Here is a 20,285-nt window from a genome sequence, read left to right as displayed (position 1 = left end):
CGTCCGGCGCGTCAGCCGCCGGCATCCGGCGGTCTCGGGCCGAAGCGCGCGCGCGTGTGCTCGCGCGCGGCGTCGCCCATGCGGCGCCTCAGACCGGAGTCGTCGAGCAGCATGGCGATGGCCCGGACCATCTCGTCGCCCGAGGCGCAGACGAAGCCGGTCGTCCCGTGCTCGACCACCTGCCGGTGCCGCGGGCAGTCCATCACGACGCCGGGCAGGCCCGCCGCCATGGCCTGGACCAGGAAGAGCGGATGGCCCCGGGTCCCCCCGGGCGCGACGCAGAGCCAGCCGCGCGCGAGTTCCGCGGCCCGGGCCGCCTCGTCGTCGTCGACGTCGACGCTCCGGATGCCGGCGGCGCGGAAGCGGCTCGCCGTGGCCTCGTCCATGGAGCCCAGCCACCCGAATTCGATGGCGAGCGCCTCGGCGCTCAGGAGCACCGCGATCTGGGACAGGATGTCGATGGAGCGCGTGCCGGCGTGGGTGCCGCCGCTCAGGACCCGCGGCGCCGGGGCCTCGTCGCGCGGCGCCGCCAGGAAGGCCGCGTGGACCGGATGCTCCACGAGATGGCGCAGGTCGCAGGACCCGGGCGCGCGGACCTCGAGCGGGAAGATCGCGACGGCCGCGCGCCGCGACGGCCGCAGCGAGCGCCGCGCCAGCATCCCGATGAGCCAGCCGGCCGCGCGCAGCGCGACGCGGGAGCGGCGCCCCCGGAGCGAATAGAGGACCTGGCCCGTCGCGCCGGACCGGCGCAGGGCCAGCGCGCCGACGACGCAGGCGGCGAGGCCGTGGAAGTGGAGCGTGGCCGGCCGGTCGCGGGCGATCTCCCGGCAGCAGGCCTCGTAGAGCGCCCGGTAGCGGGCACGGCCGCCGCCGTCGGCGACGTCGACGCCGACGAGTTCGGCGTGGCGGCGCAGCCGCTCGGCGTCGGCGCGGGTGCGCACCTCGTCGAAAAGGACGATCGACTGCGGCCGACCCATCCGGGAGAGTTCGCGCGTCGCGGGACCGAGGAAGCCGACGACCTCGTCGGTGACGGTGGACGTCAGGTGCAGGATCCTGGACAAGCCGATCGGACCTTCGGTGATTTCCATGGACGGGGGGCGCTAGCGCGCGCCTTCCCGCCGCAGGACGACCTTGACGGTGCGCAGCAGGATCGCGACGTCCGCGACCAGCGACCGGCTCTCGACATAGCGCCGGTCCAGCGCGACGCGCTCCTCGTAGGTGGTGTCGTTGCGCCCGCTGACCTGCCACAGGCCGGTCATGCCGGGCTTGACGCTGACGTAGTGCCACCGGCTGTCGCCGTACTTCGACAGCTCGGCGACGGTCACGGGGCGCGGGCCCACGAGGTGCATGTCGCCCCGGACGACGTTGAGCAGCTGGGGCAGTTCGTCCAGGCTGGTCCGGCGCAGGAAGGCGCCGACGGCCGTGATCCTCGGATCGTGGGTCAGCTTGCGGTCGCGCTGCCATTCGAGCGCGGCGGCCGGGTCTTCCGCCAGGAGCCGCGCCAGGAGCCGGTCGGCGTCGCGGCGCATCGAGCGGAACTTCAGGCATCGGAAGAGCCTGCCGTCCTGGCCGACGCGGTCGTGGGCGAAGAAGACCGGCAGTCCGTCGGCGCGCCACAGCAACGCCATGACGGCGAGCAGCGTGGGCGACAGCACGACCAGCAGCACGACCGCCAGGCACTGGTGGACCAGGAGCACGAGCCGCTCCCGGACGGCGCCCGAGCGCTCGGCGCGGCTGCCGTGGTACCGCATCCGCGCGGCGATGAATGTCCTGACCTGCGCCATCCGTCCTCCTCGCCGATGAATGAACGGGGCCATCGGCATGGCGGCAGTGTGGGCCGGCGACGGCTCGGACCGGGCACGCTCCGGTCCGAAAACGGCCCGGCGTCTTCGGAGCCGGCGCGACGCCGCCGCAGCGTCCAGACTTACAAGGACTGCATAGGGCGGCGCACGCGGGTGCCGCCCCGGAAGGCCTTGACTGGCAATCTCGATCCATCCGTCACGAGGTCCGCCACCCATGCTCGCCCTGAACTACCGAGGACCGTACCGCGTGCGGGTCTCCGAGAAACCCGATCCCGTCATAGAGCATCCGAACGACGCCATCGTGCAGGTGCTGCGCGCCTGCATCTGCGGCTCCGACCTGCACCTCTACCACGGGCTGGTGCCCGACACCCGCGTGGGCACGACCTTCGGCCACGAGTTCGTGGGTACGGTGGTGGACGTCGGCAACTCGGTGCGCAACCTCAAGCGAGGCGACCGCGTGATCGTGCCCTTCAACGTCTTCTGCGGCAGCTGCTACTTCTGCCAGCGCGAGCTCTACGGCAACTGCCAGAACACCAATCCGCAGGCCAGCGCCGTAGGAGGCATCTACGGCTACTCCCACACCGCCGGCGGTTTCGACGGCGGACAGGCGCAGTTCGTGCGCGTGCCCTTCGCCGACGTCGGCCCGACCAAGATCCCCGACGAGCTGCTGCTGGAGGACGCGGTGATGCTCACCGACGCCTTCCCCACCGGCTACCAGGCCGCCGAGATGGGCGGCATCCGCCAGGGCGACACGGTGGTGGTGTTCGGCGCTGGCCCGGTGGGCATCTTCGCGGCCAAGTCGGCCTGGCTGCTGGGCGCCGGGCGCGTGATCGTGGTCGACCACCTGGAGTACCGGCTGGCCTTCGTGCGCGACTTCGCGCAGTGCGAGACCGTCGACTTCAAGTCGGTCGACGACATGGCCATGCACATCAAGAAGATGACCGACGGACTGGGCGCCGACGTCTGCATCGACTGCGTCGGCTGCGAGGCCGCCGGCAGCGCGGTCCAGTACCTGACGGGCGTGAAGCTCAAGCTCCAGGGCGGCGCCGCCACGGTGCTGCACTGGGCGATCAATTCGGTGCGCAAGGGCGGCACGGTGTCGATCGTCGGCGTCTACGGACCGACCTTCAACGCGGTGCCGATCGGCACCGCGGTCAACAAGGGCCTGACGCTGCGCATGAACCAGGCCAGCGTGAAGCGCCACCTGCCGCGCCTGATCGAGCACGTCCGGGCCGGTCGCGTCGAGCCGCACCGGCTCATCACGCACCGCTTCCCGCTGGAGGACGCGGCCGACGCCTACCACCTGTTCTCGAGCAAGCTCGACGGCTGCATCAAGCCCGTCCTGATCCCCCCGGGCGTCACCGTCTGATCCCCGAGGCCTCCAAGGAGCACCACCGCATGGACACACCACCCGAGTTCGCCCACATCAAGGGCTGGGGCGCCGATCTGGATCACGCCAATCGCCCGGCCTATCCCAAGGAACGCACCCCGCCCCGGCTCGACCCGCCGGTGCGCTGGCAGGAGCCGGAGATGCAGCGCCGCCACGTCGAGGTGCTGGTGTCGAAGGAACGGACGGCGATCACGCCCGTCTTCGGCAGCCCGCAGCCGCCGCGCGGCGTGAGCGGCGGCGTGCGCCGCTTCGCCTTCGGCTACAGCGAGAACGACCTGCGCCACTGGCTCCTGCTGCTGCTGGCCGACCGCATCGACGTCGGCGAGGGGCTGGTCGAGGACCTGGCCCGGGGCCACGTGCCGCGCATCTATTCCGAGATGGGCGGCCGCGCCGAACTCGCGCACAACCCGATGGGCGCGGCCAAGAAGGCCCTGACCGTGGCCGCGGTGCTGGGCGCCGTCTACCTGGTGGCGCGACGCCGGTCGGTCCGGCGCTGACCCCTCCCCTTCCTTCCGAACGTTCAACACAAGGAGATGACGACCATGACGAACCTCGGCGAAAAAACCGGCGCCGGCACCCCGGCCTTCCCGTTCCCGACCGCCGACAACCACGACGCCCATGCGACCCCCGCATCGGCGCCCAAGGTGGAGCACCCCACCGAGGAGGCGCTCGATCACGGCATCGAGGAATCGTTTCCCGCCAGCGACCCGGTGTCGGTCAGCGTGACGAGCAAGCTGCCGCCGGCGGCGGCATCGGCGGCGCAGGTGCCGGGCACGGTGGCCGAGGCGGCCGGCGGCAGCGGCGGCGGACCCGGCCTGTCGAGCGCCGTCGAACCGACCGCGCCGGGCGACGACGCGCCGGCCGGCACGCCGGGCACGGGCGAGAGCCTCTGCAGGGACTGCGGCGGCACGGGCCGCGCCGAGGGGGGCGGGGTCTGCCCGACCTGCGAGGGACTGGGCAAGGTGAACGTCGGGGTCGGCGGGGGCTGAATCCCGCAACCCGTCCGGCGGCGCGGGCCGGTGCTCAGTGCCCGCGCATCTTCGAGCGCAGCCGCGCGATCGACTGGCTGTGCAGCTGGCAGACGCGCGATTCGGTCACGCCCAGCACGGCGGCGATCTCCTTCAGGTTCATGTCCTGCTCGTAGTACATGCCCATGATGAAGCGCTCGCGCTCGGGCAGCGTGTCGATGGCCGCGACCAGCGCGGTGCGCAGGCGCTGGTCCTTCAGCAGGCTCATGGGGTCGGCCTCCGTGTCGGCGACGGCGGCGTGGCGGTCGAGGAAACCGTCGTCGTCCTCGCCCTGGCCGTTGCCGCCCATGTCCTCCAGGTACACCAGCTGCGCGCCGCGCACCCGGCCGAGCAGACCCTGGTAGTCGGCCAGCGGCAGGCCGAGTTCGGCGGCGATCTCGGACTCGACCGGCGCGCGGCCCAGGCGGTGTTCCAGCCGGGAGACGGCCTTCTCGATGTCCTTCTGGCTCTTGCGCGAACCGCGCGAGAGCCAGTCGCCCTCGCGCAGCTCGTCGAGCATGGCGCCGCGGATGCGCTGGGTGGCGAAGGTCTCGAACTGCACGCCCTGGCTGGGCTCGTAGCGCGACAGCGCCTCGGCCAGGCCGATCATGCCGACCTGGATCAGGTCGTCGACCTCCACGTTGGGCGGCAGCTTGGCGATCATGTGGTGCGCGAGCCGCTGGACCAGCGGCACGTACTGCTTGATCAGGGCGTCGCGGCCGAGCTGGCCGCGGGCCGTGTACGTCGGGGCGGAGAAGGTGCCTGCGTGCATGGGTCGGGGGTTCCGGGTGCGGTCGGGTCCGTGCCTCAGAGGGCGCAGGCCGCGGGCGAGAAATAGAAGTCCAGGTCGGCGGCGACCGGGTCGAGGGCGGTGGTGCGCTGGCCGGCGTCCATCGACAGCGCGACCAGTTCGCGCGCGTCGGCCGCGCGCCAGTCCTGCGGCACGCGCTGGCCGTCGGTCACGCCGCGCAGCGTCATGCGGTGGCGCATCAGCGCGTCGAGCGCCGGGCCGATCTTGGCCGCTTCGTCGATCTTGGTCAGCACCGCCTGGTGGGTGCCGTCGGCCGTGAAGGCGGTGGCGATCTCGTCGAGCGTGTCGCCGTGCGCGCCGGCGTTGAGCACCACCACGCGCTTGACGCCGGGGACGTCGATCAGGTCGAGCAGTTCCTGGCGCTGCGGGTCGCGCGGCGCGATGCCGGCGGTGTCGATCAGCACCAGGCGCTTGAGCGACAGCAGGCTGAGCATCTCCTGGAGTTCGGCGCGGTCGTGCGCCTGGTGGGCGACGATGCCCAGCTCGCGGCCGAAGGCGCGCAGCTGCTCGTGCGCGCCGGCGCGCTGGACGTCGAGCGTGACCAGGCCGACGCTGGCGGCGCCCCAGCGGGCCGCGCACTGCGAGGCCAGCTTGGCGATGGTGGTGGTCTTGCCCACGCCGGTGGCGCCGATGAGGGCGAAGATCCCGCCCTCCTCCACGATCGACGGCGCGAAGGCGTCGATGCCCAGGCGCCGCTCGAGCGTGCCCAGCATGGCCTCGACCGCGTCGTCGGCGTCGTCCACCGGATCGACGGTGTCCAGCGGCTCGAGCACCTCGCGCGCCAGGGCGGGCGAGTAGCCCGCGCGCATGAGCTTGAGCATCAGGTTCGAATGCACCGGATCGCGCCGGGCGTGGCCGAGCCAGGACAGCGTGTTGAAGCGCTCCTCCATCAGTCGCTTCATGGCGTCGAGTTCGGCCATCAGGACGCGCGTCGCGTCCAGGCTGGCGGCGGCGACGGCCTTGGCGGCGTCCGGCTCGGCGGGGCGCACGGCGATCGGCGCGATCTCGGGCGACGGCGTCGGTGCCGGCTGGGCGACGACGGGCGCCGGGGCCGGCTCCTGCGCGACGACCGGCGGCTCGGCCGCCATCGGCGGCGGTTCGACGAAGGCGGCGGGCGCCGGGGCGGCGTCGGTCGTCGGCTCGGGCTGGAACCAGGAGACCGGCTGCGCCGGCGCCGCGACGGCGGATGCGGCGAAGAACGACGGATCGTTGAAACGCGGCGACGGCGGCTGCGACTGCGTCTGCTGGGGTTCGGTCAGGCGGTACTGCGGCGGCTGGGGCTGCGGCTGGGGCGCGGGTTGCGGCACGGTGCCGCGCGCCTGGGCCGGCGCCGGGGCCGGCGCCGGGGCCGGGGCGGCGCCGGTCGACTCGGTCTGACGGCGCAGCATGCGTTCGCGCACGTAGTCCTGGAACGACAGCGTGCTCATGGCCAGCTGCTCGACGTCGGCCTGCACCACCTCCTCGGTCGTGGCGCCGCCGGCGGAGACCAGTGCGTAGGGCGTCGGCGCGGCGTTGGCCAGGCGGCGCTCGGTCTGGATCGACGAGGTCGACGACGCGGCCGGCCGCGACGGCGCCAGCGGCTTCGGTGCCGGTGCCTGCGGCTGCGCGGCCGGCTGGGCCTGCGACTGCAGCGCGCCCAGCGGCGACAGCGCCTCCTCGGTCGATGCCATCACCTCGACGCCGGTGCTGGTCTGCCGGTTCGACAGGATCAGCGTCGCATCGCCGAAGGCGGCGCGGGCCAGGGCCAGCGCTTCGCGGGCGGTGGGGGCGTGAAAGCGTTGGATGTTCATGCGTTGGCTCCTCGCAGGATCGGACCGATGCGGATCGTGTGGGTTTCGGGAATTTCACTGTGCGCGAGCACCTGCAGGCGCGGCGCGGAACGTTTGACCAGGCGGGCGATGGCGCCGCGGATGCCGTCGGGCACCAGCAGGCAGGCGGGCACGCCGCGCTCTTCCTGCTTGAGCGCCACCTCGGCGGCGGTGCGCGTGAAGACCTCGGCCACGCCGGGGTCCAGCGCCGGCGAGTGGGGGTTGCCCAGGGCCTGCATCAGCAGCCGCTCGAAGCCGGGCTCGATGGCGATGACGTCGAGCTCCTTCACCGGGCCATAGATCTGCTGCACGATGGCCGGGGCCAGCGCGGTGCGCACGCGGCGCACCAGCTCGACCGGGTCGGTGGTGGCGCCGGCGTTCTCTGCCAGCGTCTCGACGATGGTGCGGATGTCGCGGATGTTCACGGATTCTTCCAGCAGCAGCTGCAGCACCCGCTGGAAGGAAGAGATCGACACCAGCTTGGGTACGACTTCCTCGATCAGCTTCGGCGCCAGTTTGCTCACGTGTTCGACCAGTTGTTGGGTTTCCGTGCGGCTCAGCAACTTCGCGGCCTGCACTTGCATCAAATGTGACAGATGGGTCGCCATCACGGTCTCCGAATCAACGACCGTGAAACCGCCCATTTGCGCGGCTTCCTTCTGCCGCTCCTCGATCCAGTGCGCCGGCAGGCCGAAGGCCGGGTCGGTGGTGGCGGTGCCCAGCAGCGGCATCGTGATGCCGCCGGGATTGATCGCCAGGTACATGCCGGGGAAGGCCTCGCCCTCGGCCACCACCACGCCGCGCAGGGTCACGCGGTAGCCGCTGGGCTTCAATTCGAGGTTGTCGCGCACGTGCACGGCCGGCGGCAGGAAGCCCACCTCCTGAGCGAACTTGCGGCGCACGCCCTTGATGCGCGTGAGCAGGTCGCCCTGGCGGTCCTTGTCGACCAGCGCGATCAGGCGGTAGCCCAGCTCCAGGCCCAGCGGATCGACCGGCAGCAGGTCGTCCCAGGTGGCCTCGGCGTCGGCCGCGGGCGCGCCGACGGCGGCCTCCGGCGCCGCGGCGGCCGGGCGCTTGTGGCTGGCCCAGGCGCCGTAGCCCAGCAGCGCGGCCATGCCCAGGAACACCAGGTGCGGCATGCCCGGGATCACGCCCAGCAGCCCCAGGATGCCGGCCGTGAGGCCCAGCACGCGCGGCGAGGTCAGCAGCTGGGAGATGATCTGCTTGCCGACGTCGTCCTCGCGGCCCACGCGCGAGACCACCATCGCCGCGGCCACCGAGATCAGCAGGCCCGGGATCTGCGCCACTAGCGCGTCGCCCACCGCCAGCAGGATGTAGGTGTCGGCCGCCTTGCCCGCCGACAGGCCGTGCTGCAGCACGCCGATGGCGAAGCCCCCGACGATGCTGATGATCAGGATCAGAATGCCGGCGATCGCGTCGCCGCGCACGAACTTCGACGCACCGTCCATGGAGCCGAAGAAGTTCGCCTCCTCGGCCACCTCCAGGCGCCGGCGACGGGCCTCCTTCTCGTCGATGTTGCCCGAGCTCAGGTCGGCGTCGACCGCCATCTGCTTGCCGGGCATGGCGTCGAGCGTGAAGCGCGCCGACACCTCGGCGATGCGCTCGGAGCCCTTGGTCACCACCACGAAATTGATCACCACCAGGATCGCGAAGACGATCAGGCCGACGGCGAAGTTGCCGCCGATGAGGAAGTGGCCGAAGGCCTCGATCACCGCGCCAGCGGCGCCCGGGCCGGTGTGGCCCTCGAGCAGCACGACGCGCGTGGAGGCGACGTTGAGCGACAGGCGCATCAGCGTGGTGAGCAGCAGCACGCTCGGGAACGCCGCGAAGTCCAGCGGCCGCACCATGTACGCCGCCACCATCATCACCATCAGCGCGACGGCGATGTTGAGCGTGAAGAAGACGTCGAGCATCCCCGGCGGGATCGGCAGCACCATCAGCGCCAGGATCGAGATCACCAGCAGCGGCGCGGCCGCGCGCTGGACCATGCCGCCGTTGTTGCCCATCCATTGGCGGGCGGAAGCGAAGTTCTGGATCATGGGGCGGGGGTGGTGGTGTTGGCGGCGATCGCGGCGTCGGCGGCGGTCTTCTTCTTGTGGAGCGGATCGAGCTCGGGCGGCACGAAGGGTTCGGGCACCGAGGCCGGCATGGGACCCTCGCCGCGCAGCGCGGCCTTCAGGCGGTAGACGTAGGCCAGCACCTGGGCCACGGCCGTGTAGAGGCTCGACGGGATGGACTGGTCGATCTCGGCGTGGGCGAACAGCGCGCGCGCGAGCATCGGCGACTGCACCACCGGGATCTTGTGCTCGGTGGCGATGTCGCGGATGCGCATGGCCAGCAGGTCGGCGCCCTTGGAGATCACCTGCGGCGCGTTCATGGTCTGGTCGTCGTAGCGCACCGCGACGGCGAAGTGCGTCGGGTTCATCAGGACGAAGTCGGCCTTGGGCACGGCGCCGATGCTCGCGCGCTGGGCGATCTCGCGCGCCGCGCTGCGCTGGCGGCCCTTGGTGTGCGGGTCGCCCTCGGACTCCTTGTGCTCCTGCTTGACGTCCTCGTGCGACATCTTCAGCTTGGCGCGGTGGAAGAAGCCCTGCAGCGGCACGTCGACCACCGCCGCGGTCAGCACCACCAGCAGCATCAGGCCCATGCCCGAGACGAGCCAGTCGCCCAGGGTGCGCAGGGCCGCGGGCGCGGGCTGCGTCATCATCTGCGTCACGGTGCCGATCGAGCCGCTGAGGAACAACCAGCCCGTCAGGCCCAGCAGCGCCGACATGAACACCAGCTTGGCGACGTTGAAGAGCTGCTGCTTGGAGAACAGGTTGGCGATGCCCGAGAGCGGGTTGAGCCGGCCGAAGTCGGGCGTGATGGCCTTGGCGCTGGCCACCCAGCCGCCCGCCGCGATGGTGCTGCCCACGGCGACGAACAGCACGATGCCGGCGAAGAGCGCGCACACCGCGAGCCCGAAGCCCGCCAGCCTGGCCAGCCGCGCGAGCATCTGGGCCGGGTCGGACACCGTGGCCGCGTCGAAGACCAGCGCCTGCGCGAGCGCGGCGCGCATCGCCTCGAAGCCCGTGGGCGCCAGCAGCATCAGCGCGACGGCGCCGGTGCCCACCACCGCCAGGTGCGACAGGTCGCGCGAGCGGGCGACCTGGCCGTCCTTGCGGGCCTTGTCGAGCTTGCGCTGCGTGGCGGGGAGGTTGCGGTCCTGGCTGGTGGATGACATGGCGATGCGGTGTGCGTTGCCAGGAATTGTCCGCAGCCGGGGGGAAATCTAAAGGCGGATCAGAGGGGGAAAACGGCGCCTTTCGGGGCGTCTGGATCGACGCCTTCCTTCGGAACGCGGGAGCCGGAGTGACGCCTCTCCGCTCCGGGGAGAGGCGGGGAGAGGGGCTGCGGGCGGTGGATGCGATGGCGGCGCCGGTCACCGCCGTCGGCCCTCACCCCCGCCCTCTCCCGGAGGGAGAGGGAGCAAGACGGGAATCTCGGGGCAGGTTTCGCCTCCTGCTCCTGCTCCTGCTCCTGCTACCTCAGCGCTGAGCCGGCTCGGTCGCCGCCACCTTGGCCGCGCGGCCGGACTCGCGCGCGGGCGCCACCGGCTCGCGCGCGACGCTCTTGTCCTGCGCCTTCATCTGGTCGGTGATCGCCTTCACCGCGTCGTTGCCCTCCATCGCCGGACCGCCGCCCATCAGGCGCGATTCGCCCTCGCGCGTGAGCACGGTGATGCTGATGCGCCGGTTCACGGGCGCGAGCTTGTTGTCCTTGTCGAGCAGGTCGCTCGCGGCCACGCCGACCACGCGCACCAGCTTGTCGTCGGGCATGCCCGAGGCCACCAGCTCGCGCCGCGAGGCGTTGGCCCGGTCGGCCGAGAGTTCCCAGTTGCCGTAGCCCCGGTCGCCGTTGCCGTAGGGCGCGGCGTCGGTGTGGCCGGCCAGGCTGACGCGGTTCTCGATGCCGTTCAACGCCGTGCCGATGTCCTGCAGGATGGTGCGCATGTAGGGCTTCACCAGCGCGCTGCCGCTGTCGAACATCGGGCGGTTTTGGTCGTCGACGATCTGGATCTCCAGCCCGTCGATCGACATCTGCAGCCGGATCTGCGAGCGGTACTCGCGCAGCTTGGGGTTGTTCTCGATCAGGTCCTCGATCCGGGCGCGCAACGTGGCCATGCGCTTGGCGTCCTGCTGGCGCGCCTGCTCGCTCTTGCCGGCCTCGTCGGGCTTGGACTTGGCCTCGCCCTGCGCGCTCTTGACCTCGCCGTGCGTGCGCGAGAGGTCCTTGCCGCCGCCCGTGACGATGCTCGAGCTGCTGCCCGAGCCCGGCCCGCCCGACATCTCCACCTTCAGCGGCGAGTGGAAGTACGACGCGATGCCCTGCAGGTCGCCCTTGGCGGTCGAGCCCAGCAGCCACATCAGCAGGAAGAAGGCCATCATGGCCGTCACGAAGTCGGCGTAGGCGATCTTCCAGGCCCCGCCGTGATGCGCGTGCGCCGCCTTCTTGACGCGCTTGACGATGATCGGCTGGAGCTTCTTCGCTCCCTGTGCTGTCGCCATGTCAGGTTCCTCGCATCACTTCTTTTTGACGTAGGTCTCGAGCTCGCTGAAGCTCGGGCGCTCGGTCGAGAACAGCACCTTGCGGCCGAACTCGATCGCGGTGGTGGGGTTGTAGCCCTGCATGCTCGCCAGCAGCGTGGTCTTGATGCACTGCAGTTCCTTGGAGCCGTCCTCGACCTTCTGCTCCAGCAGGCCGCCCAGCGGCTCGACGATGCCGTAGGCCAGCAGGATGCCCAGGAAGGTGCCCACCAGCGCCGAGCCGATCATCCCGCCGAGCACCGCCGGCGGCTGGCCGACCGAGCCCATGGTGTTCACCACGCCCAGCACCGCCGCCACGATGCCGAAGGCCGGCAGGCCGCCCGCGAGCCGGGCGATGGCCGCCACCGGCGCATGCGCCTCGGAGTGGTGGGTGTCGATCTCGCTTTCCATCAGCGCCTCGATCTCGTGGGCGTTGAGGTTGCCCGAGACCATCATGCGCAGGTAGTCGGTGGTGAACTCGACGACGTGGTGGTCGTTCGCGAGCTTGGGATACTTCTGGAAGATCGGCGAGTCGTGCGGCGTCTCGACGTCCTTCTCGATCGACATCAGGCCGTCCTTGCGCGCCTTCTGCAGGATGTCGTAGAGCAGCGCCATCAGGTCGAGGTAGCGCGCCTTGGTGTACTTGGAGCCCTTGAAGGCGCTGGGCAGCAGCTTCATCGTGCTCTTGAGCACCTTGGGCTGGTTGTTGACGACGAAGGCGCCGATGGCCCCTCCCCCGATCACCATCAGCTCGATGGGCAGCGCGTGGAGCACGACGCCGATGTTGCCGCCGTGGATGATGTAGCCACCGAAGATGCAGCCGATCGCGACGAGATAACCGATGATGACGAACATGGGATGAGGGCCTGGCTTTCTTCTTCAGTAGGCTTGTATTGGGCCGCGACACGGGTCCGGACGGTCCATGAATAAGGGCCCGCGAAGGGCCCTTGTTCGAGTCTTAGGTAGCGCCCGCTCACGCGGCGCCACCCCACGGCGACGGCTACTGCAGCTGGATGCTGCCGGCGGCCGCGCCCTTGCCCGCGCGCGCCGGCGGCTCGCACAGGCCGCAGACGAAATGACGCGCGTTCTCGTAGGGCTCGGTGACGAAATGCCCGCCGCACTTGGAGCACGGGGTCATGGCCAGCATCTGGGCCTCCATGAAGCGCACCAGGCGCCAGGCCCGCGTGATCGACAGCTGCGGATCGAGCCCGCAGACGCCGACCTGCTCGGTGTAGAGCTGGTAGGCCTTGATCAGCGCGTCGATGCCTTCGAGCGTGCTGGTCTTGGCCAGGTAGGTGTAGATGTTGTGGAACAGCGAGGCGTGGATGTTGGGTTGCCACGTCAGGAACCAGTCGGTCGAGAACGGCAGCTGGCCCTTGGAGGGCGACTTGCCCGCCACTTCCTTGTAGAGGCGCAGCAGCCGCTCGTAGGACAGCTCGGTCTCGCTCTCCAGGACCTGGAGCCGGGCACCCATCTCGATCAGGCTGACGGCCCGTTCGATCTGACGCGATTCACCGACGATGCTCTTGTGAGTGGGCATGAGTGAGAGGCTCCTGAGGGTTGGACGACGAGGACGGGCGGCTCAGATCGAGGCTTCGGCGAAGCGGCTGGACATCAGCAGGTTCGCATGCAGGCGGGCGGTGGACTCGTTGGCCGTGCGGGCCGGCAGGTTGTGCTGGGTCAGCAGGTTCCAGACCATGTCGTCGTCGGCGCGGAAGCGGCACAGCAGCATGTTGCTGGAGGCCAGCTTCATGATCTGCGAGGGCGACAGCGTGGCGATCAGGTCGGCCGATTCCTCCGAGATGCCCAGGCGGAACAGCGCCTGCGCCTTGTCCTGGCGGATCAGGCTCTGGGAGAGCATGAGGTAGGTGAGGTTGGCTTCCCGGATCTCCGTCAGCATCTGTTCGCTCGTCATCTTGTGCCTTTCGCGGACCGCGGTCCTGTCGTTCGATGGAGCGATTGTGGAGCGCGTAACAAAAACTTTAATAGGCAAACAACTGTCAACTCGGACCGGTTCTCCGACAAGGCGGCAAGGCAAATTCCTACATCTAAGGTACTCGTGTAAAACGAAGGCATACACAAACAGGCTATCGACTCAATTGATGAAGTTGATTTATGTAATCTTTCATACTCGTTACAGATTGAAATACTCAATCGTTAACTCTTTTGCATTCGTGCTGGAAAGTCCTTCCACCCCCTGCCTGTAGGCCATCTTTTTTGTAACAGAAGCACGAATTTCGACCGAAAGTGTTGTTTGCAACCGACGTAAACGCCAACTTTCGCTCGTTTCAGGTTTTGTCCGACACCGTTTCCGTTCGTCCGAGGGGTCGCCGCACGCGCCTATCGATCGCCACGACGATTTCTTGAGGGTCAAAAAGAAAAATAAAAAGCCTAAAGACTCCGCCTCGACCGCCCGAAAACCACACATCGGGCCTCACAGCGAGGTTTGACCGGTAAGCCAGTGTCAGTGACTGGCGATGACATTGGCAGCAATGCCGTAACTCAACACCTTCAAGGAATCTGATCATGCCTTCCGTCATTAATACAAACATCAACTCGCTCAACGCTCAGCGCAACCTGGGCGCCAGCCAGAACTCGCTGACCACGTCGATGCAGCGCCTGTCGTCGGGCATGCGCATCAACAGCGCCAAGGACGACGCCGCCGGCCTCGCCATCTCCGAGCGCATGACCGCCCAGATCAAGGGCCTGACGCAAGCCGGCCGCAACGCCAACGACGGCATCTCGCTGGCGCAGACCGCCGAAAGCGCCCTGGGCACCATCAGCAACAACCTGCAGCGCGTCCGTGAGATCGCCGTGCAGTCGCGCAACGCCACCAACTCGGCTGACGACCGCGCCGCGCTGCAGAAGGAAGTCTCGCAACTCAAGGACGAAATCGGCCGCGTCGCCAGCCAGACCTCGTTCAACGGCACCAAGCTGCTCGACGGCTCGTTCACGGCACAGGCCTTCCAGGTCGGCGCCAACCAGGGCGAGACCATCAACATCGCGAGCGTCGCCAACGCCACGACCACGGCGCTCGGCACCTGGACCTCGGTGGCGACCACCGCCGCGACGGTCAACGGCGCTGCACCGGCCGCAGCCGGAGCCATCGCGGCCAATGCGTTCAGCATCAACGGCGTCAACATCGGTGCCGTGACCGCCGGCGCGGACGTCAAGGGCCAAGGCGCCAACGTCGCCGCGGCGATCAACGCCAAGACGGCCGATACCGGCGTCACGGCGACGGCGGACGCCGCGACAGGCGCCGTCACGCTGAAGTCCGCGGGCAGCGCCTCGATCGTCATCGCCGGCACGGTCACCAACACCGGCCTGACCGCGGGCACGACCGCCGCCGCCACCGTCGCAGGCACGGCCCAGACCGGTTTCGCCAACCTCGACGTCTCCACCACGGACGGCGCCGACAACGCCATCCTGGCCATGGACGCCGCGCTCAAGTCGGTCAACTCCTCGCGCGCCGACCTGGGCGCCGTCCAGAACCGCTTCGAATCGGTGGTCTCCAACCTGGCCAGCTCGGCCGAGAACCTGACCGCCTCGCGCAGCCGGATCACGGACGCCGACTTCGCGGCCGAAACCGCCAACCTGTCGCGCTCGCAGATCCTGCAGCAGGCCGGCACGGCGATGGTGGCCCAGGCCAACCAGCTGCCCCAGGGCGTTCTGTCGCTGCTGCGCTGATTCCAGTCGTAAAAACGAAAACAGGGGGCTCTTCAGGGTCTTCCTGAAGGTTTCGGCCCCGGGCGGCGAACGGAGAATTCCGTTCGCCGCCTTTTGCATGACGCATCCGTGGCGTAAGCGCTACCTTCGGACAAGCAGAGGACAAAGACCATGGCAACCATTTCATCGGCCGGCATCGGCAGCGGCCTCGATGTCGACGGCATCGTCACCAAGCTGATGGCCGTGGAGAAGCAGCCGCTGACCTCGCTGCAGACCAAAGCCAGCACCCTCACCAGCAAGATCTCGGCCTTCGGCACCATCAAGTCGCAGCTCTCGTCGCTCTCCGACGCGGCCGGCGCGCTGGCCAAGGCCGCGATCTGGGACGGCAAGACGGCCGCCACCGGCAACGCCGCGGCCATTTCGGCCTCCCTCGCCGGCACACCCAGCGCCTCCATCAGTTCCTTCGAGGTCTCCGTCTCCACGCTGGCCCGCGCCCAGACCGCGGCCTCGGCGGCCGTCAGCCCGCCGGGCTCCACCGTGGGCAGCGGCAACCTCTCGATCGCGCTGGGCTCCTGGAGCGGCGGCCCGACGCCCGCGTTCACGCAGGGCACGGCCGCGGCCGTCTCGGTGGCCGTGACGGCGACCGACACCATGAGCAGCATCGCCACCAAGATCAACGCGGCCGGCGCCGGCGTCTCGGCCACGGTCATCAAGGACGCGTCGGGCGAGCGGCTGATGATGCGATCGAGCACCACCGGCGAAGCGGCGGGCTTCCGCATCCAGACCACCGACGACGGCACTTCCACCGGCCCCGGACTGGGCGTGCTGGCCTTCGACGATCCGGCCGGCGGCAAGGGCATGGCCGCGGGCAAGGTCCAGTACGGCCAGAACGCCAAGGCCACCATCAACGGCATCGACGTCAGCTCGCCCACCAACACCCTGGCCGACACCGTGACCGGGGTGTCGCTCACGCTGTCGCAGGTGACCACCACGCCGGTGCAGATCGACGTGACGTCCGACACCAGCGCCATGCGCACCGCGATCAAGACCTTCGTCACCGCCTACAACGCCACGAACGACATGTTCAATTCGGCGATGAAGTACGACGCCACCACCAAGACCGCCGCCCTGCTCCAGGGCGACGGCACCACGCGCGGCCTGCAGAACGCCCTGCGCAGCATGGTGGGGGCGACCTCGGGCGGCGGCGCGATCAAGCAGCTGTCGGACCTGGGCATCTCGGTGGGCAAGGACGCCACCGGCAACCTGGTCGTCGACGACGCCAAGCTCACCAAGGCGCTGGCCGACCCCGCGGCGGTGCGGCAGTTCTTCTCCGCCGCGGCCGCCACGACGAGCGCCACCGGCACCACCGGTACCACCGGCACGGGCGCGGTCGGCGACGCCACCACCGGCTTCGCCACCCGCTTCGCCGCCTTCACCCAGGACGCCATCGGCACGGGCGGCTCGCTCAGCGGCAAGACCGACTCGCTGCAGGCGCAGAAGACCGCCAACGGCAAGGACCAGGACCGCGTGAACACCCGCCTGACGCTGACCGAGGCGCGCCTGCGCAAGCAGTACTCGGCGCTCGACACCACCGTCTCGTCGCTGACGGCGCTCAACACCTACGTCACGCAACAAATCGCACAGTGGAACAAGTCCACCTGAAAACTGGGCCTTGAGTTCCCTCGTCGCCTGCCGATAACAAGAACAAGAACTGCAAAGGACAACGCGCCATGTACACCCCTCCCAGCCTTCGCGCCGCCTCGGCCTACAAGACCGTCGGTGCCCAGTCGAGCGTCGACGGCGCCGATGCCCACCAGCTCATCGTGCTGCTGTTCGACGGCCTGCTGCAAGCCGTCAACGCGGCGCGCGGCGCGCTCTCGCGCGGCGACGTGGCGACCAAGGGCACGCAGATCCAGCGCGCGGTGCGTTTCCTGGAAGAGGGCTTGAAGGGTGGCCTGGACGACCAGCGCGGCGGCGAACTGGCCCGGCGCCTGCGCGCCCTCTACGACTACTGCATCCAGCGCCTGACGCAGGGCAACGCCCGCAACGACGCGAGTGCGCTGGCCGAGGTCGTCGCGCTCATCACCCCGGTGGCCGACGGCTGGAAGGACATGGGCCGCCAGCGCAAGGCGCAAGCCGCGTGAACGCCATCGCCATGCAGCAGCACTTCCGAATCGAGTCCCCCATGCAAGAACGCCTGCTCGACTACTACACCGCGATCGAGGAAGCGAGCAGCCAGATGCTGCGCGCCGCCCGCCGCGAGGACTGGGACGCCGTGGTGCGCTGCGAGGGCGTGTGCGTGGTGCTCATCGAGCAGCTGCGCTACAAGGCCCGCTCCGAGGACCTGCCGCGCGAGGACCGCGCCGAGAAGATGCGCGTGATGCAGCGCATCCTGCGCCACGACGCCGAGATCCGCACCCTGGCCGAGCCCTGGCTGTCGCAGTTCGACCAGTTGCTCGAACCGCGCGCTCAACAAGTGCACTGACCCCCAGTCTTCGCGCACTGCGTGTCGCTTCGCCAACTCCCTTCCAGGGGAGAAATGGGCTCACCCCCAGGCTTGCTCGCTTCGCGTAGCAGCGCCAACCCCCTTCCAGGGGGCGACACCAGAGGCCCGGCGGAGCCGGTTCCTCGGTGTCCTGGGCCTGAGCGGCAGAGGATCGCTCAGCCCTTGGCGACGATGGATGCGATGGCCTCGCCCACTTCGGTGGTGGAAGCCGTGCCGCCCAGGTCGCGCGTGCGCGGGCCTTGGGCCAGCACCTGCTCGATGGCCGCCACGATGGCGTCGTGCGCCGGCTTGCAGCCGAGGAAGTCCAGCATCAGGGCGCCCGACCAGATCATGGCGATCGGGTTGGCGATGTTCTGGCCGTAGATGTCGGGCGCCGAGCCGTGCACCGGCTCGAACAGCGACGGGAAGTCGCGCTCCGGGTTCAGGTTGGCCGAGGGCGCCAGGCCGATGGTGCCGGTGGTCGCCGGTCCCAGGTCCGACAGGATGTCGCCGAACAGGTTGCTCGCCACCACGACGTCGAAGCGCTGCGGCTGCATGACGAAGCGCGCCGTCAGGATGTCGATGTGCTGCTTGTCGACCGTGACCTCCGGATAGCCCTGCCCCACCGCGTCGGCGCGGCCGTCCCACCAGGGCATGCTGATGGCGATGCCGTTGCTCTTGGTGGCCACGGTCAGGTGCTTGCGTGGGCGCGACTTGGCCAGCTCGTAGGCGTACTTCAGCACGCGGTCGGTGCCGAAGCGGCTCATCACCGTCTCCTGCACCACGATCTCGCGCTCGGTGCCGGCGTACATCACGCCGCCGAGGTTGGTGTACTCGCCCTCGGTGTTCTCGCGCACCACGAAGTAGTCGATGTCGCCGGGCTTGCGATTGGCCAGCGGGCACGGCACGCCCTCGAACAGGCGCACCGGGCGCAGGTTGATGTACTGGTCGAACTCGCGCCGGAACTTCAGCAGCGAGCCCCACAGCGAGACGTGGTCGGGCACTGCGGCGGGCCAGCCGACGGCGCCGAAGTAGATCGCGTCCATGGGCTGGAGCTGCGCCTTCCAGTCGTCCGGCATCATCTGGCCGTGCGCGGCGTGGTAGTCGCAGCTGGCCCACTCGATGGGCTTGAAGTTCAGCGTCAGGCCGAAGCGCTTCGCGGCGGCCTCGAGCACGCGGACGCCCTCGGGGATGACCTCCTTGCCGATGCCGTCGCCGGGGATGAGTGCGATGTCGAAGGGGCGGTTGCTCATGGGTGCGTGTCTCCTGGATCGGGTTGCGGATGTGGATGGAAGACACCGAGTGTCGTGAATTCACGCCCGCTCTACCATGGGGTGTTTCGTCAATCGATCGTGCACGCCGCGTGAACAACACCCCTGCCACTCCCGCCACCGATGACCTGCGCGTCTTCGTCGCCGTGACGCGCCAGACCAGCTTCCGCGCCGCCGCGCAGATGCTGGGCGTGTCGCCCGCCTACGTGACCAAGCGCATCCGCGTGCTGGAGACCCAGCTCGCCACCCGGCTGCTGCATCGCACGACGCGGCGCGTGACCGTCACCGAGGAAGGCGAGCGCGTCTACGTCTGGGCCCTGCGCGTGCTCGACGATCTCGACAGCCTGGTCGAGGAGGTCGCCGCCGCGCGGCGGGCCCCGCGAGGATTGCTGCGGGTGAGCGGGAGTTTCGGCTTCGGGCGGCAGGTGGTGGCGCCGGCGCTGGCGCGGATGATCGCCGCGCACCCGACGATGGCGGTGCGGCTGGAACTGTTCGACCACCTGGTCGACATCGCCGGCGACGGCTTCGACCTCGACGTGCGGGTGGGCGACGCCATCGCGCCGCAGTTCATCGCGCGCCGGCTGGCGGCCAACCACCGGGTGCTGTGCGCGTCGCCCGACTACCTCGCGCGGCGCGGCGCGCCGCAGTCGCTGGCCGACCTGGCCGCGCACGACTGCCTGGTGATCCGCGAGCGCGACCATCCCTTCGGCGTCTGGAAACTGGAAGCGGCCGGCGGCGACGCGCAGACCGTGAAGGTGACCGGATCGATGTCGACCAACCACGGCGAGATCGCCGTGCAGTGGGCGGTCGACGGACGCGGCATCGTGCTGCGCTCGATCTGGCAGGTCGGCCCGCTGCTGCGCGAGGGCCGCCTGGTGCGGGTGCTGCCGGACCACCGGCAGGAGGCCAACGTCTGGGCCGTCTACCCGACGCGCCTCGCGCATTCGGCCAAGGTGCGGGTGTGCGTGGAGTTCCTGGAACGCTCGTTCGCGGGACTCGACGGCGGCGCGGTGACGCCCGCCGCCTGAGTCCGCCTCACACCTGCATGTTCATGATGTCGCTGTAGGCCTGCACCATCCGGTTGCGCACGTGCAGCGTGGCCTGGAAGCCGATCTGCGACTTCTGGATGGCGACCATGGTCTCCTCCAGGCCGACCTTGGGGTTTTCGAGCTGCACCTCGCGCTGCATCGAGGTGGCCTGGGTCTGGGCGCTGCTGACGGCGCCGAGGGCGCCCCGGAGGGCGCCGGCGAAACCGCCGTCCGAGGGTGCTTCGACCGCGTGGGCGGTGTCGGCGGAGCGGGCGACGAGGGGGACGGAGACGGGCGAGAGACGGAGTTCCATGCCACCGATGCTAGGGGCCGGCGGCGTTCCGAGCCCGGGGAAATGACGGGCAAAGCGACGCCTTATCGGGCTTATGCCGGAGGGCCGGATCCGAATAATCGCTGGCAGTGGAAGGCAA

General features: G+C 69.6%; 20 protein-coding genes. 8 read left to right on the top strand and 12 right to left on the bottom strand.

The window, feature by feature from the left end:
• Positions 1-11 precede the first annotated feature (11 nt).
• Together ABID77_RS01015 and ABID77_RS01010 are read right to left on the bottom strand one after the other, a co-directional pair.
• Positions 12-1,088 (bottom strand): glycosyltransferase, encoded by a 1,077-nt coding sequence (locus ABID77_RS01015; protein ID WP_429589640.1) that lies wholly within the window; start codon positions 1,086-1,088, stop codon positions 12-14.
• 12 nt (positions 1,089-1,100) lie between these two features.
• Positions 1,101-1,784, bottom strand: a complete 684-nt coding sequence (locus tag ABID77_RS01010) for a sugar transferase (protein WP_429589637.1) — start codon at positions 1,782-1,784, stop codon at positions 1,101-1,103.
• 232 nt (positions 1,785-2,016) lie between these two features.
• Here ABID77_RS01010 and ABID77_RS01005 point away from each other — a divergent pair, with 232 nt between their 5' ends.
• The 3 genes from ABID77_RS01005 to ABID77_RS00995 are packed head-to-tail and all read left to right on the top strand — an operon-like array spanning position 2,017 to position 4,181.
• A complete protein-coding gene (locus ABID77_RS01005; RefSeq protein ID WP_429589634.1) occupies positions 2,017-3,171 on the top strand; it encodes a zinc-dependent alcohol dehydrogenase in 1,155 nt (384 codons plus the stop codon).
• A gap of 29 nt (positions 3,172-3,200) precedes the next feature.
• A complete protein-coding gene (locus ABID77_RS01000) occupies positions 3,201-3,689 on the top strand; it encodes a hypothetical protein (RefSeq protein WP_429589630.1) in 489 nt (162 codons plus the stop codon).
• A gap of 45 nt (positions 3,690-3,734) precedes the next feature.
• Positions 3,735-4,181, top strand: a complete 447-nt coding sequence (locus ABID77_RS00995; protein ID WP_429589627.1) for a hypothetical protein — start codon at positions 3,735-3,737, stop codon at positions 4,179-4,181.
• Between the two features lie 34 nt (positions 4,182-4,215).
• On the opposite strand, the gene ABID77_RS00990 is transcribed toward ABID77_RS00995, so the two are convergent.
• The 8 genes from ABID77_RS00990 to flhD all read right to left on the bottom strand — a co-directional run bounded on the left by ABID77_RS00990 (position 4,216) and on the right by flhD (position 13,319).
• Positions 4,216-4,971 (bottom strand): RNA polymerase sigma factor FliA, encoded by a 756-nt coding sequence (locus ABID77_RS00990; RefSeq protein WP_429589624.1) that lies wholly within the window; start codon positions 4,969-4,971, stop codon positions 4,216-4,218.
• Positions 4,972-5,006: 35 nt separating this feature from the next.
• A complete protein-coding gene (gene flhF / locus ABID77_RS00985) occupies positions 5,007-6,800 on the bottom strand; it encodes a flagellar biosynthesis protein FlhF (protein WP_429589621.1) in 1,794 nt (597 codons plus the stop codon).
• A complete protein-coding gene (gene flhA, locus ABID77_RS00980; protein ID WP_429589618.1) occupies positions 6,797-8,878 on the bottom strand; it encodes a flagellar biosynthesis protein FlhA in 2,082 nt (693 codons plus the stop codon). Before flhA ends, flhF begins: the two co-directional genes overlap by 4 nt.
• Positions 8,875-10,062, bottom strand: coding sequence for an EscU/YscU/HrcU family type III secretion system export apparatus switch protein (locus ABID77_RS00975; protein ID WP_429589615.1), 1,188 nt, complete (start codon positions 10,060-10,062; stop codon positions 8,875-8,877). Before ABID77_RS00975 ends, flhA begins: the two co-directional genes overlap by 4 nt.
• Positions 10,063-10,366: 304 nt before the next feature.
• Entirely contained in the window at positions 10,367-11,386 is a 1,020-nt protein-coding gene (gene motB, locus ABID77_RS00970; RefSeq protein ID WP_429589612.1) for a flagellar motor protein MotB, read from the bottom strand.
• 15 nt (positions 11,387-11,401) lie between these two features.
• Positions 11,402-12,259, bottom strand: coding sequence for a flagellar motor stator protein MotA (gene motA, locus ABID77_RS00965; protein ID WP_429589611.1), 858 nt, complete (start codon positions 12,257-12,259; stop codon positions 11,402-11,404).
• Positions 12,260-12,404: 145 nt separating this feature from the next.
• Positions 12,405-12,944, bottom strand: a complete 540-nt coding sequence (flhC, locus tag ABID77_RS00960; protein WP_429589608.1) for a flagellar transcriptional regulator FlhC — start codon at positions 12,942-12,944, stop codon at positions 12,405-12,407.
• 42 nt (positions 12,945-12,986) lie between these two features.
• Positions 12,987-13,319 carry a flagellar transcriptional regulator FlhD gene (flhD, locus tag ABID77_RS00955; RefSeq protein ID WP_429589605.1) on the bottom strand — a complete coding sequence of 111 codons (333 nt, stop codon included), beginning with the start codon at positions 13,317-13,319 and terminating at the stop codon, positions 12,987-12,989.
• Positions 13,320-13,930: 611 nt separating this feature from the next.
• On the opposite strand from flhD, the gene ABID77_RS00950 reads away from it, so the two are divergent.
• The 4 genes from ABID77_RS00950 to ABID77_RS00935 all read left to right on the top strand — a co-directional run bounded on the left by ABID77_RS00950 (position 13,931) and on the right by ABID77_RS00935 (position 17,555).
• The gene (locus ABID77_RS00950) at positions 13,931-15,091 is read left to right on the top strand and encodes a flagellin (protein ID WP_429589602.1); all 1,161 of its coding nucleotides are present in this window, start codon (positions 13,931-13,933) and stop codon (positions 15,089-15,091) included.
• Between the two features lie 150 nt (positions 15,092-15,241).
• Complete coding sequence (gene fliD, locus ABID77_RS00945) at positions 15,242-16,732, top strand: flagellar filament capping protein FliD (RefSeq protein ID WP_429589599.1); 1,491 nt, start codon at positions 15,242-15,244, stop codon at positions 16,730-16,732.
• 68 nt (positions 16,733-16,800) lie between these two features.
• Positions 16,801-17,214, top strand: coding sequence for a flagellar export chaperone FliS (fliS, locus tag ABID77_RS00940; protein ID WP_429589595.1), 414 nt, complete (start codon positions 16,801-16,803; stop codon positions 17,212-17,214).
• A 41-nt stretch (positions 17,215-17,255) separates the two neighbouring features.
• Positions 17,256-17,555, top strand: coding sequence for a flagellar protein FliT (locus ABID77_RS00935; RefSeq protein WP_429589592.1), 300 nt, complete (start codon positions 17,256-17,258; stop codon positions 17,553-17,555).
• 176 nt (positions 17,556-17,731) lie between these two features.
• On the opposite strand, the gene ABID77_RS00930 is transcribed toward ABID77_RS00935, so the two are convergent.
• Positions 17,732-18,808: a tartrate dehydrogenase gene (locus tag ABID77_RS00930; RefSeq protein ID WP_429589588.1), complete on the bottom strand. Its 1,077-nt coding sequence runs from the start codon at positions 18,806-18,808 to the stop codon at positions 17,732-17,734.
• A 110-nt stretch (positions 18,809-18,918) separates the two neighbouring features.
• Here ABID77_RS00930 and ABID77_RS00925 point away from each other — a divergent pair, with 110 nt between their 5' ends.
• Positions 18,919-19,854, top strand: a complete 936-nt coding sequence (locus ABID77_RS00925; protein WP_429589585.1) for a LysR substrate-binding domain-containing protein — start codon at positions 18,919-18,921, stop codon at positions 19,852-19,854.
• A gap of 7 nt (positions 19,855-19,861) precedes the next feature.
• Here the strand turns inward: ABID77_RS00925 and fliE are convergent, their stop codons facing one another.
• Positions 19,862-20,167 (bottom strand): flagellar hook-basal body complex protein FliE, encoded by a 306-nt coding sequence (gene fliE / locus ABID77_RS00920; RefSeq protein ID WP_429589582.1) that lies wholly within the window; start codon positions 20,165-20,167, stop codon positions 19,862-19,864.
• Positions 20,168-20,285 lie beyond the last annotated feature (118 nt).

This window comes from Variovorax sp. PvP013 (assembly GCF_050435945.1).
Lineage (GTDB): Bacteria > Pseudomonadota > Gammaproteobacteria > Burkholderiales > Burkholderiaceae_C > Variovorax.
The sequence above is the reverse complement of the archived record's forward strand: the minus strand, read 5'-3'. Positions and strand labels throughout refer to the sequence as shown.

Coding starts and splice junctions, on each gene's coding strand:
- ABID77_RS01015 (WP_429589640.1), bottom strand. CDS start 1,088: ATGGAAATCACCGAAGGTCCGATCGGCTTGTCCAGGATCCTGCACCTG.
- ABID77_RS01010 (WP_429589637.1), bottom strand. CDS start 1,784: ATGGCGCAGGTCAGGACATTCATCGCCGCGCGGATGCGGTACCACGGC.
- ABID77_RS01005 (WP_429589634.1), top strand. CDS start 2,017: ATGCTCGCCCTGAACTACCGAGGACCGTACCGCGTGCGGGTCTCCGAG.
- ABID77_RS01000 (WP_429589630.1), top strand. CDS start 3,201: ATGGACACACCACCCGAGTTCGCCCACATCAAGGGCTGGGGCGCCGAT.
- ABID77_RS00995 (WP_429589627.1), top strand. CDS start 3,735: ATGACGAACCTCGGCGAAAAAACCGGCGCCGGCACCCCGGCCTTCCCG.
- ABID77_RS00990 (WP_429589624.1), bottom strand. CDS start 4,971: ATGCACGCAGGCACCTTCTCCGCCCCGACGTACACGGCCCGCGGCCAG.
- flhF (WP_429589621.1), bottom strand. CDS start 6,800: ATGAACATCCAACGCTTTCACGCCCCCACCGCCCGCGAAGCGCTGGCC.
- flhA (WP_429589618.1), bottom strand. CDS start 8,878: ATGATCCAGAACTTCGCTTCCGCCCGCCAATGGATGGGCAACAACGGC.
- ABID77_RS00975 (WP_429589615.1), bottom strand. CDS start 10,062: ATGTCATCCACCAGCCAGGACCGCAACCTCCCCGCCACGCAGCGCAAG.
- motB (WP_429589612.1), bottom strand. CDS start 11,386: ATGGCGACAGCACAGGGAGCGAAGAAGCTCCAGCCGATCATCGTCAAG.
- motA (WP_429589611.1), bottom strand. CDS start 12,259: ATGTTCGTCATCATCGGTTATCTCGTCGCGATCGGCTGCATCTTCGGT.
- flhC (WP_429589608.1), bottom strand. CDS start 12,944: ATGCCCACTCACAAGAGCATCGTCGGTGAATCGCGTCAGATCGAACGG.
- flhD (WP_429589605.1), bottom strand. CDS start 13,319: ATGACGAGCGAACAGATGCTGACGGAGATCCGGGAAGCCAACCTCACC.
- ABID77_RS00950 (WP_429589602.1), top strand. CDS start 13,931: ATGCCTTCCGTCATTAATACAAACATCAACTCGCTCAACGCTCAGCGC.
- fliD (WP_429589599.1), top strand. CDS start 15,242: ATGGCAACCATTTCATCGGCCGGCATCGGCAGCGGCCTCGATGTCGAC.
- fliS (WP_429589595.1), top strand. CDS start 16,801: ATGTACACCCCTCCCAGCCTTCGCGCCGCCTCGGCCTACAAGACCGTC.
- ABID77_RS00935 (WP_429589592.1), top strand. CDS start 17,256: ATGCAAGAACGCCTGCTCGACTACTACACCGCGATCGAGGAAGCGAGC.
- ABID77_RS00930 (WP_429589588.1), bottom strand. CDS start 18,808: ATGAGCAACCGCCCCTTCGACATCGCACTCATCCCCGGCGACGGCATC.
- fliE (WP_429589582.1), bottom strand. CDS start 20,167: ATGGAACTCCGTCTCTCGCCCGTCTCCGTCCCCCTCGTCGCCCGCTCC.